The organism is Burkholderia sp. HI2500, from assembly GCF_002223055.1.
In the GTDB taxonomy this organism is placed as follows: domain Bacteria; phylum Pseudomonadota; class Gammaproteobacteria; order Burkholderiales; family Burkholderiaceae; genus Burkholderia.
The window spans coordinates 1,824,312-1,837,489 of the sequence record NZ_NKFL01000006.1; the positions used below are offsets into that span (position 1 = coordinate 1,824,312).

A 13,178-nucleotide genomic window follows, 5' to 3' on the forward strand; every position below is an offset into this window, starting at 1 on the left:
AACCGCCTACAGCCCGAGCCGACGCTTCATGTCGGTCCGCTGCTGGTTCAATTCCGTCAATTCGGCCAATTCCTCGGGTGTGAAGGTAGATTGCCGCGCCAGCCTGTCAAGCCGGTCGCAACAAGCGTCGTAACGCATCTTGAGCACCGCCGCCTGCAGTTCCTCCCCCGCGATCCGTTCCTGTTCACGCTGCCGCTCGGGCACCGTCTCGTCTTCCGGATTCTGTAACAGCAAGTCGCGGACGTTTTCATCATAGTCCAGAATTTCGCGGAAGATTTCCTCGTAAGTCGCTCCATTCGAGGACGTCCGCAGGACATCCGACAGCAGCCGGAACTCCGCGCCTTCGCCCAGCGCGCGCGCATGATCGACGACTTCCGCAAACAGCTCGCCGATGCGCGGCAATGCGTGCAGGGTCGCCAGCTGCTCATCGTCGAGCTGCGACGCGATGCGCGGATGCATCACCAGCGTGCGCAATGCACGCTTTTCACTGTCCGTCACGCGGCGCCGCTCGCTGCGCGGGGGCGCCTGGCGCGGCGGTGCCGCGATCCGCGTATCGACGTCGGACAGCGCCGCGACCTCTTCGAACGGGATATCGAGGCGGTCGGCGAACATGTGCATGATCTGCGCGCGCAACGCGTTCGCGGGCAGCGCCTGCAACAACGGCTTCGCATCGAACAGCGCCTTCGCGCGGCCTTCCGGCTGATCGAGCGCCTTGCCGGCAATTGCTTCGTTCAGCAAAAATTGCGACAGCGGCATCGCGCGCTCGACCTGCTCGGAGAACGCCGCCTCGCCGAACTCGCGCACATAGCTGTCCGGATCGTGTTCGGCCGGCAGAAAAAGGAACCGGATCGTGCGGTTGTCCCCCGCATGCGGCAAGCAGGCCTCGAGCGCTCGCCGGGCCGCTCGCCGCCCGGCCGAATCGCCGTCGAAGCTGAAAATGACCGTATCGGTCTGGCGCAGCAGCTTCTGCACGTGAATCGGTGTGCACGCGGTGCCGAGCGTCGCGACCGCGTTCGGGAACCCGAGCTGGGCGAGCGCGACGACGTCCATGTAGCCTTCGACGACCAGCACGTACTTGCGCTCGCGAATCGCGAGCCGCGCCTCGAACAGGCCGTACAGCTCACTGCCCTTGTTGAACAGCGGGGTTTCAGGCGAGTTCAGGTACTTCGGCTCGCCGCTGCCGAGCACGCGCCCGCCGAAGCCGATCACCTGGCCCTTCACATTGCGGATCGGGAACATGATCCGCTCGCGGAACCGGTCGTAGCGGCGCGCAACGCCCTGCGCATCGGTCTTCTCGCTGACGATCACGAGCCCCGACTCGACGAGCGACTCGTCGCGATAATCCGGGAACGCGGCCTCGAGGTTCTGCCAGCCGTCCGGCGCATAACCGAGCCCGAAGCGCGCGGCAATCTCGCCGGTCAGGCCCCGGTTCTTCAGGTACTGGATCGCGACGGTCGCGCCGCGCAACTGCTTGCGGTAGTAGTCACACGCGGCGGTCATCGCATCGGACAACGCAGTCGCGACCGATTTCGACACCGGCGCCGGATAGTCACCACCACCGCCGCCGCCCCCACCGCCGCCACGCATCGACGGCTCGTGCGGCACGGTCAGCCCGACGGACTGCGCGAGATCCTGCACGGCCTCCGGGAACGTGAGCCCCGCGTGCTCCATCAGGAAGCCGATCGCGGTGCCGTGCGCCCCGCAACCGAAGCAGTGATAGAACTGCTTGGTTGGACTAACGGTAAACGACGGGCTCTTCTCGTTGTGGAACGGGCACAGCCCCATGAAATTGGCGCCGCCCTTCTTGAGCTGCACGTACTTGCCCACCACGTCGACGATATCGACGCGGTTCAGCAAGTCCTGCAGGAACGAATGCGGAATCACCGTGGGATCGAGCGAAAAAAGACAATACGACACCCCGGCGCACGCACCGCGCACGCCGGGGAAACAGGTGTTACTTCGTGAGCGCGGCCTTGACCAGCGCGGAAATGGCCGTCATGTCGGCGCGGCCGGCGAGCTTGCCCTTCAGCACGCCCATCACCTTGCCCATGTCCTGCGGGCCGGCGGCGCCCGTCTGCGCGACCGCTGCCTGCACTTCGGCGGCCACCTCGGCCTCCGACAGCTGCTCGGGCATGTAGCCGCTCAGCACGACCAGTTCGGCCTGCTCCTTCGCGACGAGGTCGTCACGGCTGGCTGCCTGGAACTGGCTGATCGAATCCTTGCGCTGCTTGATCATCTTGTCGATCACGGCCGTGATGCCCGCATCGTCGAGGGTGATCTGATCGTCGACTTCGCGCTGCTTGATCGCGGCCATCAGCAGGCGAATCGTTGCCAGGCGCTCGCTGTCCTTCGCGCGCATCGCGGCCTTCATGTCTTCGCTGATCTGCTCTTTCAAACTCATCTTTCACCCGGGAAGGAAACGTGAATCCGACGCCCACCAAGGGCGTCAACACAAAAACCCGCTTGGGACAATGTCTCAAGCGGGTTGCTCGAATCCGGCATCGGCGGCTCGCCCGATCGGTCGCACGATCATGCTCGATCTTTCGCGATCACCTGATCGCACGGAGTCGCCGGTGCGCCGCTCAGCGAACCGCGCGGCGCCCAATCGTTCAGTACAGCTTCTTCGGCAGTGTCTGGCTGCGGATGCGCTTGTAATGACGCTTCACTGCAGCAGCCTTCTTGCGCTTGCGCTCCGCGGTCGGCTTCTCGTAAAACTCCCGCGCACGAAGCTCGGTCAACAGACCATTCTTCTCGATCGTACGCTTGAAGCGACGCATTGCAACTTCGAACGGCTCGTTCTCTTTAACGCGAATGATCGTCATGATCCGACACGAATAAAGGTTTGCAGGGAAAGACTACCGAGTATAGCAGAGCGATTGTCTAAAGGCACGGGGCCCGGCCCCGCCAAAACGGCGTCGCCCCAGCCCCGTCAGGCGCCGCGCGCATACTCCGCCGCGGCCTGTCCGGCCGCCGTGCCGGACGCCCACGCCCACTGGAAGTTGTAGCCGCCGAGCCAGCCCGTCACGTCCACCGCCTCGCCGACGAAGAACAGCCCCGGTACGCGCGCGCTCATCATCGTCGCCGACGACAGGTCGCGCGTATCGACCCCACCCTTCGTCACTTCGGCCTTCTTATAGCCCTCGGTGCCGTTCGGCGTCAGCGTCCAGCCGGACAGCGCGTCGCCGATCTGGCGCAGCGTCTTGTCGGGCAGGTCCGCGAGCCGCGCGTCGGCCGCGACGCGATGCGTGTCGAGCCACGCATGCGCGAGGCGCGACGGCACCCAGTCGGCGAGCAGCGAACCGATCTGGCGCTTCGACGTGCGCTTCGCGTCGAGCAGGTCGGCCACCGTGTCGCGCTGCGGCAACAGATCGACGCGAATCGGGTCGCCGGGCTGCCAGTAACTCGAGATCTGCAGGATCCCGGGCCCGGACAGGCCACGATGGGTCAGCAGCAGGTCCTCGACGAATTCGCCGCCGCGCTTCTTGTCGCCGGTCGATACGCGCACCTCGAGCGATACGCCGGACAACGCCGCGAACGGCTCCCAGTCCTGCTGCGCGAACGTCAACGGCACGAGCGCGGGCCGCGTATCGATGAGCTTGTGGCCGAACTGCTTGGCGATCCGGTAACCGAAGTCGGTCGCGCCGATCTTCGGGATCGACAGGCCGCCGGTCGCGATGATCAGTGCGCGCGCACCGATCGTCCCCGCCTGCTGCGTGTCGAGCGTGAAGCCGTCGGACGGCGCGTGGCGCACCGCGTCGACGACGACGGGCCGGCGCCACGCGATACCGCCCGCGTCGCACTCGTGCTTCAGCACGTCGATGATCGCGTCGCTGCCGTGGTCGCAAAAGAGCTGGCCCTTGTGCTTTTCGTGCCAGGTCACGTGATGGCGCTTGAGCAGCCCGAGGAAGTCGCGCGGCGTATAGCGCGCCAGCGCCGAGCGCGCGAAATGCGGATTCGACGACAGATAGTTGTCGGGGCCGGCGTACAGGTTCGTGAAGTTGCAGCGGCCGCCGCCCGAGATGCGGATCTTCTCGGCGAGCCGCGGCGCGTGATCGATCAGCACGACGCGGCGGCCGAGTTGCCCGGCCACCGCGGCGCTCATCATTCCGGCGGCGCCCGCGCCGATCACGGCGATGTCATAAGTTTCCATGGCGCGGATTGTACCTGCCCGGCATCCGGCCCGGGCCGCTGCCAGCGGGGGCAGGCCCTCGCCTGCTATACTTTCCGGTTACGTTGACCTTCCTGCGGCGCGCCCGATACGGCGTGCCCTGCCCGTACCCATGCTCGTTCTCGGCATCGAAAGCTCCTGTGACGAAACCGGCCTCGCGCTCTACGACACGCAGCGCGGCCTGCTCGCGCACGCGCTCCACTCGCAGATCGCCATGCACCGCGAATACGGCGGCGTCGTGCCCGAGCTCGCATCGCGCGACCACATCCGCCGCGCGCTGCCGCTGCTCGAGGAAGTGATGGCGCAAAGCGGCACGCGCCGCGACGACATCGACGCGATCGCGTTCACGCAGGGCCCCGGCCTCGCCGGCGCGCTGCTGGTCGGCGCGAGCATCGCGAATGCGCTCGCGCTCGCCTGGAACAAGCCGACCGTCGGCATCCACCACCTCGAAGGCCACCTGCTGTCGCCGCTGCTCGTCGACCAGCCGCCGCCGTTCCCGTTCGTCGCGCTGCTGGTGTCCGGCGGCCACACGCAGCTGATGCGCGTGACCGACGTCGGCGTGTACGAGACGCTCGGCGAAACGCTCGACGACGCGGCCGGCGAAGCATTCGACAAGACGGCCAAGCTGATCGGCCTTGGCTACCCCGGCGGCCCGGAAGTGTCGAAGCTCGCCGAAACCGGCACGCCGGGTGCGGTCGTGCTGCCGCGCCCGATGCTGCACTCTGGCGACCTCGACTTCAGCTTCAGCGGCCTGAAGACGGCCGTACTCACGCAGATGAAGAAGTTCGAAGCGGCGAAGCTCGAAGGTGAAGCACTCGAACGCGCGAAGGCCGACCTCGCGCGCGGCTTCGTCGACGCGGCCGTCGACGTGCTCGTCGCCAAGTCGCTCGCCGCGCTGAAGAAGACGAAGCTCAAGCGCCTCGTGGTCGCAGGCGGGGTCGGCGCGAACCGCCAGCTTCGCGCCGCGCTGTCGGCCGCGGCAGCCAAGCGCGGCTTCGACGTGCACTACCCCGATCTCGCGCTTTGCACCGACAACGGCGCGATGATCGCGCTGGCAGGCGCGTTGCGGCTCGGCCGCTGGCCCGAGCAGGCGAATGCCGACTACGCATTCACGGTGAAGCCGCGCTGGGATCTCGCGTCGCTCGCGCGCTGAGCCGCGCCGCGCACGCGACGCAACGCCGCACCGGCAAACAGGAAGGCCGCTCAATTTTGAGCGGCCTTTCTTCATCGACGCGACAAAACGCCGCGGCGTTATGCAGCCAGTCGCTTGTCGCGTTCGATCAGCGCATACGCGCTGTGATTGTGGATCGACTCGAAGTTCTCGGCTTCGAGCACGTATGCCACCACACGCTCGTCCGCATCGAGACGCTGCGCGACGTCACGCACGAGATCCTCGACGAACTTCGGGTTCTCGTAAGCGCGCTCGGTGACGAACTTCTCGTCCGGACGCTTCAGCAGGCCCCACAGCTCGCACGACGCCTCTTCCTCGGCGATGCGGATCAGCGCCTCGACCGGCAGATCGGCCGCGAGCTCCGCGTCGATCGTCACGTGCGAACGCTGGTTGTGCGCGCCGTACTGCGAGATCTTCTTCGAGCACGGGCACAGGCTCGTCACGGGCACGAGCACCTTCAGGAACAGGCGCGTATCGCCGTTGCGGCTTTCGCCCGCGAGCGTCACTTCATAATCGAGCAGGCTCTGCACGCCCGACACCGGCGCCGTCTTGTTCACGAAGTACGGGAACGTGACTTCGATGCGACCGGCTTCGGCTTCCAGCTTCTCGAGCATCGATGCGAGCATCGCGCGAAAACGCTCGACCGTCAGCGGTGCACGGTTCTCTTCGAGCAGCGCGACGAAGCGCGACATGTGCGTGCCCTTCTGGTCGGCCGGCAGGCGGACATCGAGGTTCCAGACACCGACGGTCGGCTGCACGTCGCCGCTTTCGGTGCACACCGTCAACGGATGCCGGACCGCCTTCACGCCCACACGCTGAATCGGAATCTGGCGGGTATCCACCGTGCTCTGCACGTCGGGCATCACGAAGGCGGGATTCATCTGGTTCATCTTGTTCAATCCTTGTAAGCCGCGCGTTCGACGACGCGCACGCCGCGTCACGCGGCAGCCGGAAAAGCAACATGGGCCCGCAGGCCCATGTTTTCCGCATCAATGAAGACCGGTTGCGCCAGTCGCACCGACACCGCCCGCGGGCGGCGCCAGCTTATGCGACGCGCTTCGCCTGACCGGCGACGTCGGCCGCCGGATTCAGAAAGCGTTCGCGAATCGATTTCGCGATACCCGCGCCGTCGAGACCGCATTGCGACAGCAGCTTCGCGGGGTCGCCGTGATCGACGAACAGGTCAGGGAGGCCCAATTGTAGTACGGGTCGGATAACCCCACTCTCCATCAGGGCTTCCACGCAGGCCGAGCCCGCGCCACCCATCACGCAGCCTTCCTCGACCGTGACGAGGTAGTCATGCGTCTCGGCGAGTTCGCGCACGAGCGCCGCATCGATCGGCTTCACGAAGCGCATGTTCGCGACGGTTGCGTCGAGCTCCTCGGCCGCGGCGAGCGACGGCGCGACCATCGTGCCGAACGCGAGGATCGCGACGCGCTTGCCTTCCGGCTGCGACGTCTGGCGACGCACTTCACCCTTGCCGAGCGGGATCTCGGTGAATTCCTTCACCGTCGGCACGCCCGTGCCCGCGCCGCGCGGATAGCGCACTGCGGTCGGGTTCGGCTGCTGCAGCGCCGTGTGCAGCATCTGGCGGCATTCGTTCTCGTCGGACGCAGCCATGATCGTCATGTTCGGGATGCAGCGCATGAACGCGAGATCGTACGCGCCCGCGTGCGTCGCACCGTCCGCGCCGACGAGGCCCGCGCGGTCGATCGCGAACACGACCGGCAGGTTCTGCAGCGCGACGTCGTGGATCAGCTGGTCGTATGCACGCTGCAGGAACGTCGAGTAGATCGCGACGACCGGCTTGAGGCCTTCGGTTGCCATGCCGCCCGCGAACGTCACCGCGTGCTGCTCGGCGATGCCGACGTCGTAGTAGCGATCCTTGAAGCGCTTCTCGAACTCGACCATGCCCGAGCCTTCGCGCATCGCGGGCGTGATGCCGACGACGCGCGTATCGCGCTCGGCTTCGTCGCACAGCCACTCGCCGAACACCTGCGTGTACGTCTTCTTCGCGGGCGTGGTCGACGGCTTGATGCCTTCGGCCGGGTTGAACTTGCCGGGGCCGTGGTAGAGCACGGGATCGGCTTCGGCGAGCTTGTAGCCCTGGCCTTTCTTCGTCACCACGTGCAGGAACTGCGGGCCGCGCAGTTCGCGGATGTTCTGCAGCGTCGGGATCAGCGAATCGAGATCGTGACCGTCGATCGGGCCGATGTAGTTGAAGCCGAACTCCTCGAACAGGGTAGCCGGCACGACCATGCCCTTCGCGTGCTCTTCGAGCTTGCGGGCAAGTTCGAGCACCGGCGGCGCAACGCTCAGCACGCGCTCGACGCCTGCGCGCGCAGCCGCATAGAAGCGGCCCGACATCAGGCGTGCGAGATGGCGATTCAGCGCGCCGACCGGCGGCGAGATCGACATGTCGTTGTCGTTCAGGATCACGAGCACTTTCGCATCTTCCGACACGCCCGCGTTGTTCATCGCCTCGAACGCCATGCCGGCCGTCATCGCGCCGTCGCCGATCACGGCGATCGAGAAGCGGTCATCGCCGTTCAGCTGACTGCCGATCGCCATGCCGAGCGCGGCCGAGATCGACGTGCTCGAGTGCGCGGTGCCGAACGTGTCGTATTCGGACTCGCTGCGGCGCGGGAAGCCCGAGATGCCGTCCTGCTGGCGCAGCGAATGCATCTGGTCGCGGCGCCCCGTCAGGATCTTGTGCGGGTAGGTCTGGTGGCCCACGTCCCAGACGATCCGATCGTTCGGCGTGTTGAACACGTAGTGCAACGCGATCGTCAGCTCGACCGTCCCGAGGTTGGACGACAAATGGCCGCCCGTCTTCGACACGCTGTCGAGCACGAACGCGCGCAGTTCATCCGCGAGCGGTTGAAGTTGGCGACGATCGAGGCGGCGCAAATCCGCCGGGTCGTCGATGGTTTTCAGCAAGTCGTACATCGTCGTTCCATTGTAGGAAATCAAACGCGCCCGCATTCTGATGCACGCACCGTAGCATGTGCGCGGCGGCGGGCTTTCGCGTCAGCTGACCCGGTTCACTACCAGGTCGGCAAGTTCGGCCAGACGCTGTGCGCGCGCGCCGAACGGTTTCAGCGCGTCGTGCGCTTCGGCGCGCAGTTGTGCTGCGAGCTCGCGCGACGCGTCGAGGCCGAGGATCGATACATAGGTCGGCTTGTCATTCGCCGCATCCTTGCCGGCCGTCTTGCCGAGCGTCGCCGAATCGGTCGTGACGTCGAGAATGTCGTCGACGACCTGGAAGGCCAGACCCACGGCCCCCGCGTATACGTCGAGCGCCGCCATCGTTTCCGCGGACGGCGTCTCGCCGGCCAGCGCGCCCATCCGCACGGCCGCGCGCAGCAGTGCGCCCGTCTTCTTCCGGTGCATCGTCTCGAGCTGCTCGAGCGTCAGCTTGAGGCCGACGCTCGCCAGGTCGATCGCCTGCCCGCCGGCCATGCCGATCGAGCCGCTTGCGAGCGCCAGCTCGCGCACGAGCGCGGCCTGCTGCGCCGGCGACAGCGCGGCGGCATCGGTCAGCGCAACGAACGCCTGCGATTGCAGCGCGTCACCGACCAGCAGTGCCGTCGGCTCGTCGTACTGCACGTGCACGGTCGGCTTGCCGCGACGCAGCGCATCGTCGTCCATGCACGGCATGTCGTCGTGCACGAGCGAGTAGACGTGGATCATCTCCAGTGCCGCCGCCGCCGCGTTGCGGGCCGCTTCGGTCGCGCCGGTCAGTTCGCCTGCTGCATGGCACAGCAGCGGGCGAACGCGTTTGCCGCCGCCGAGGACCGCATAGCGCATCGCCTCGTGGAGTTTCTCCGGCACCGCGGTTTCAGCGGGCAAATAGTGGCCGAGTGCGTCCTCGACACGGTCAAGCACGGACCGCATCCATTGTTCGAATGTCATAGATCGTCGTCTTCGCCGTCCGTGGCGGCCGTTCCGGACGAAAGCGGCTTCAGCGTCGCGCCGTCGAGCACGCGAACCTGCTGCTCCACTTTCTCGAGCTGCTGTTGGCAAAACGCAACGAGGGTCGCACCGCGGCGATACGCCGTCAGTGAATCCTCGAGGCTCAACGCGCCGCCTTCCATCCGGGCAACCAGCGTCTCGAGTTCCGCGAGCGCCGTTTCGTAATTGTCCGGCAACGGTTCGGTACCATTGCCGGGCGGCGTGGCGCCTGGGGATGCGGTTTTCGCCATGGACGAGGGTGTCAAATTTCAAAACAAGTCGGACATTCTACGGCAAAAGAGAATTTTCCGACCTGCCGTCGTGGCACCCGGGTACATCTTCCGGCCCCACCTTCGACACACATTGTGCGCCTTCCGATTGTCGCCCGACAAAAAATTGACACAAATCAGGCACTTAATCCTAGCCTTGCGAGGCGAACCGGGTATAATTCCCCGTTTCCCTAAATCGATTTTTCGATGGTTGGGTTGTTCACTGCTTTCACGCTAACACCGGGAGTGGGAATGTCCAATCTGAGCGATGCGCTTCAGTTGAAGTCGGCTCACAGCCAGCTTCCAGTCACTGCATATTTCGATGAGGCGTTGCTCCAGCGCGAGATCGAAACCCTCTTCAAGAAAGGACCTCGTTACGTCGGGCACGAATTGATGGTGCCCGAGGCGGGGGATTATTTTGCGCTGCCGTCCGAGCAGGAAGGCCGCGTGCTGGTTCGCAACCAGGCGAACCAGATCGAACTGCTGTCGAACGTGTGCCGCCACCGGCAGGCGATCATGCTCAATGGGCGCGGCCACACGCAGAACATCGTGTGCCCGCTGCACCGCTGGACCTACGATCTGGAAGGCGAGTTGCTCGGCGCACCGCACTTCCCCGACAAGCCGTGCCTGAACCTCGGCAAGAGCCCGCTGCAGAACTGGCAGGGGCTGCTGTTCGAGGCCGAGGGCCGGAATGTCGCGCGCGACCTCGCCAATCTCGGCACGAAGCATCACTTCGACTTCTCCGAGTACCTCTTCGATCACGTCGAAGTGCACGAGTGCGATTACAACTGGAAGACGTTCATCGAGGTCTACCTCGAGGATTACCACGTCGTCCCGTTCCACCCGGGCCTCGGCAGCTTCGTGTCGTGCGACGACCTCAAGTGGGAGTTCGGCGACTGGTACAGCGTGCAGACGGTCGGCGTGCACAACGCGCTCGCGAAACCGGGCAGCGCGACTTACCAGAAATGGCACGAGCAGGTGCTGAAGTTCCGCAACGGCGTGCCGCCGGAGTTCGGCGCGATCTGGATGGTCTACTACCCGGGCCTGATGATCGAGTGGTATCCGCACGTGCTCGTCGTATCGTGGCTGATTCCGCGAGGCCCGCAAAAGACGACCAACATCGTCGAGTTCTATTACCCCGAGGAAATCGCGCTGTTCGAACGCGAGTTCGTCGAGGCCGAACGCGCCGCCTACATGGAAACGGCCGTCGAGGACGACGAGATCGCGATGCGGATGGACGCAGGCCGCCATGCACTGATGGCACGCGGCGAGTCGCAGGTCGGTCCGTACCAGAGCCCGATGGAAGATGGCATGCAGCACTTCCACGAGTTCCTGCGCCGCCACCTCGGCGACATCTGATAACTGGTGCGGCGCTTTGACGCCGCACGGTATCCGGCAGACGAAAAGACGGGCTTCGGCCCGTCTTTTTTTGTTTAGACTTGGAATGTCAGGCCATTCGCACTCCAGGGAGCCGTCATGCCACACACTCACTACACCACGCTCATCTCCGCCGCCAATCTCGCCGAGCGCCTGGCGGCGGCGCCCGGCAGCGTCGCGCTGTTCGACTGCCGCTTCGATCTCGTCGATCCCGCCGCCGGCGAAGCCGCGTATGCGGCCGGCCATATCCCCGGCGCCCAGTATCTCCATCTCGACCGCGACCTGTCGGGCCGCAAGACGGGCACCAACGGCCGCCATCCGCTGCCGACCCGCGACGCACTCGCCACGCTGCTCGCGAGCCGCGGCCTCAAGCAAGGCCAGCAGGTCGTCGCGTACGACGCACAAGGCGGCGCCTATGCGGCGCGCCTGTGGTGGCTGCTGCGCTGGCTCGGGCATGATTCGGTTGCCGTGCTCGACGGCGGCCTGCAGGCCTGGGAAGCAGCCGGCCAGCCGCTGACGGCCGACGTACCGCACCCGCCAGCCGGTGATTTCCGTGCGGCCGCGCCGCTCGAATCGACAGTCGACGCGGCGGCCGTGCTCGCCAACGTGAACGCACCCACGCGTGTCGTGATCGATGCGCGCGCACCCGATCGCTACCGCGGCGAAAACGAAACGATCGATCGTGTGGGCGGCCACATCCCCGGCGCGCGCAACCGCTTCTTCAAGGACAACCTGACCGCCGACGGCCGCTTCAAGACCGGCCATGAACTGCGCGAGGCGTTTTCCGCCGTGCTGGCGGGCACCGAACCGAATCGCGTGATCCTGCAATGCGGCTCCGGTGTCACCGCATGCCACAACGCACTGGCGCTGGAAGTTGCGGGCCTGCACGGCGCATCGCTGTATCCGGGCTCGTGGAGCGAGTGGAGCGCGGACCCGTCGCGGCCGATCGCAACCGGCCCGACGCCGTAAGCGCCGGCGCGGCGCAGTCACAACGAAGCGGCGGCCCATGCCGCCGCTTGCCGTTTACATCACGCCGTACTTGCGGAGCCACGCGATCGCGCGCTTCCAGCTCTCCTCCGCGTCGGCCTTCACATAGCTCGGCCGGTAATCGGCAAAGAACGCGTGACCGGCATCCGGGTACACGACGATCTCCGATTCGCGCGCGAGCTTCGAATCGCTCGTCTGGATTGCCTTGCGCATGTCGGCGAGCGACGCCTGCGTGATGTTCGCATCCTTCTCGCCATACAGCCCGAGCACGGGCACCTTCAGCAACGATGCATGATCGACCGGGTTGAACGGCGTCATCTCGTCGGTCTTGCCTTCGACGAACCCGTACCATGCAACGGCCGCACGCACGTGCGGGTTGTGCTCCGCATACAGCCAGCTCTGGCGGCCGCCCCAGCAGAACCCGACCACGCCGAGACGCGACAGGTCGCCGCCGTTCTTGCCGGCCCACGCGACGGTCGCATCGAGATCCTCGGTCACCTGCCGGTCCGGCACCTTGCTGACGATGTGCTCGACCAGATCCTTGATCGTCGGATACTTCTCCGCATTGCCCTGCCGCGCGAACAGGTCCGGCGCGATCGCGAGATAGCCGAGCTTCGCGAAGCGGCGGCAGACATCGGCGATGTGCGCGTGCACGCCGAAGATCTCGTGGATCACGATGACGACCGGCAGGTTCGTCTTGTCCTTCGGCTGCGCGCGATACGCGGGCACGCTCGCGTCGCCCGAGCGGATCTCGACGGTGTCGACGTCCAGCCCTTCGCTGTCGGTCGTGACCGTCTGCGCCGACACGGGCAGCACGGCCGCCGCGAAGGCACCGCCCAGCGCGGCCTGCATGAACTTGCGGCGCGAGAACGGAACGTGGGGAACCAGGCTGTCGACTTCGGGTTTCAACATGAATGCACTCCTCGATTGGGGGCCGCCGCCACGATCACGGACACGACATGACGGGGCATCGCGCCGGCGCACGGCGCGGATGTCGCGGCGGTTGGCACCCCGCCGCGAACGGAAACCCGGACAAGATGCCCAATAATCCGTTGTCGCGTCAACTGTCGGATATGTAAGACTCGATTACGGCGTGTTGATTCGCCACGTCGAGCGTCGCGCCAAACACCGCGGGCGCCCCGTCGAATCGCGATGCAACAGGCCGCATGCCGATCGCCGTTGCGCGATCGGATGCTTGCCGATTGAAACGAAAAACACGCGGTCGATGTTGCCCGTCACACGCCGGCACGAC

Annotated in this window: 12 protein-coding genes; 3 read left to right on the forward strand and 9 right to left on the reverse strand. The window is 65.8% G+C overall.

Going from position 1 to position 13,178, the window contains the following annotated elements:
• Positions 1 to 6: 6 nt before the first annotated feature.
• From dnaG to CFB45_RS25905, 4 genes are all read right to left on the reverse strand, one after another.
• On the reverse strand, positions 7 to 1,884 hold the full coding sequence (dnaG, locus tag CFB45_RS25890; RefSeq protein ID WP_089427998.1) for a DNA primase: 1,878 nt from the start codon (positions 1,882 to 1,884) through the stop codon (positions 7 to 9).
• 70 nt (positions 1,885 to 1,954) lie between these two features.
• Positions 1,955 to 2,401: a GatB/YqeY domain-containing protein gene (locus CFB45_RS25895; RefSeq protein ID WP_089427999.1), complete on the reverse strand. Its 447-nt coding sequence runs from the start codon at positions 2,399 to 2,401 to the stop codon at positions 1,955 to 1,957.
• A 208-nt stretch (positions 2,402 to 2,609) separates the two neighbouring features.
• Entirely contained in the window at positions 2,610 to 2,822 is a 213-nt protein-coding gene (gene rpsU, locus CFB45_RS25900; protein ID WP_006479415.1) for a 30S ribosomal protein S21, read from the reverse strand.
• Positions 2,823 to 2,929: 107 nt separating this feature from the next.
• Positions 2,930 to 4,150, reverse strand: a complete 1,221-nt coding sequence (locus CFB45_RS25905; protein WP_089428000.1) for an NAD(P)/FAD-dependent oxidoreductase — start codon at positions 4,148 to 4,150, stop codon at positions 2,930 to 2,932.
• Between the two features lie 130 nt (positions 4,151 to 4,280).
• Between CFB45_RS25905 and tsaD the strand changes: the two genes are divergently transcribed.
• A complete protein-coding gene (gene tsaD / locus CFB45_RS25910) occupies positions 4,281 to 5,321 on the forward strand; it encodes a tRNA (adenosine(37)-N6)-threonylcarbamoyltransferase complex transferase subunit TsaD (protein WP_011355802.1) in 1,041 nt (346 codons plus the stop codon).
• 98 nt (positions 5,322 to 5,419) lie between these two features.
• Here the strand turns inward: tsaD and folE2 are convergent, their stop codons facing one another.
• The 4 genes from folE2 to CFB45_RS25930 form a co-directional block, all read right to left on the reverse strand.
• Complete coding sequence (folE2, locus tag CFB45_RS25915) at positions 5,420 to 6,229, reverse strand: GTP cyclohydrolase FolE2 (RefSeq protein ID WP_089428001.1); 810 nt, start codon at positions 6,227 to 6,229, stop codon at positions 5,420 to 5,422.
• Positions 6,230 to 6,383: 154 nt separating this feature from the next.
• The gene (dxs, locus tag CFB45_RS25920; RefSeq protein ID WP_089428002.1) at positions 6,384 to 8,288 is read right to left on the reverse strand and encodes a 1-deoxy-D-xylulose-5-phosphate synthase; all 1,905 of its coding nucleotides are present in this window, start codon (positions 8,286 to 8,288) and stop codon (positions 6,384 to 6,386) included.
• An 81-nt stretch (positions 8,289 to 8,369) separates the two neighbouring features.
• On the reverse strand, positions 8,370 to 9,254 hold the full coding sequence (locus CFB45_RS25925) for a polyprenyl synthetase family protein (protein WP_089428003.1): 885 nt from the start codon (positions 9,252 to 9,254) through the stop codon (positions 8,370 to 8,372).
• Positions 9,251 to 9,544 (reverse strand): exodeoxyribonuclease VII small subunit, encoded by a 294-nt coding sequence (locus CFB45_RS25930; protein ID WP_027791079.1) that lies wholly within the window; start codon positions 9,542 to 9,544, stop codon positions 9,251 to 9,253. Before CFB45_RS25930 ends, CFB45_RS25925 begins: the two co-directional genes overlap by 4 nt.
• A gap of 270 nt (positions 9,545 to 9,814) precedes the next feature.
• Between CFB45_RS25930 and CFB45_RS25935 the strand changes: the two genes are divergently transcribed.
• Positions 9,815 to 10,921 (forward strand): aromatic ring-hydroxylating oxygenase subunit alpha, encoded by a 1,107-nt coding sequence (locus tag CFB45_RS25935; protein WP_089428004.1) that lies wholly within the window; start codon positions 9,815 to 9,817, stop codon positions 10,919 to 10,921.
• A 117-nt stretch (positions 10,922 to 11,038) separates the two neighbouring features.
• The gene (locus CFB45_RS25940) at positions 11,039 to 11,908 is read left to right on the forward strand and encodes a sulfurtransferase (protein ID WP_089428005.1); all 870 of its coding nucleotides are present in this window, start codon (positions 11,039 to 11,041) and stop codon (positions 11,906 to 11,908) included.
• A 54-nt stretch (positions 11,909 to 11,962) separates the two neighbouring features.
• Here the strand turns inward: CFB45_RS25940 and CFB45_RS25945 are convergent, their stop codons facing one another.
• Entirely contained in the window at positions 11,963 to 12,838 is an 876-nt protein-coding gene (locus CFB45_RS25945; protein WP_069251089.1) for a dienelactone hydrolase family protein, read from the reverse strand.
• Positions 12,839 to 13,178 lie beyond the last annotated feature (340 nt).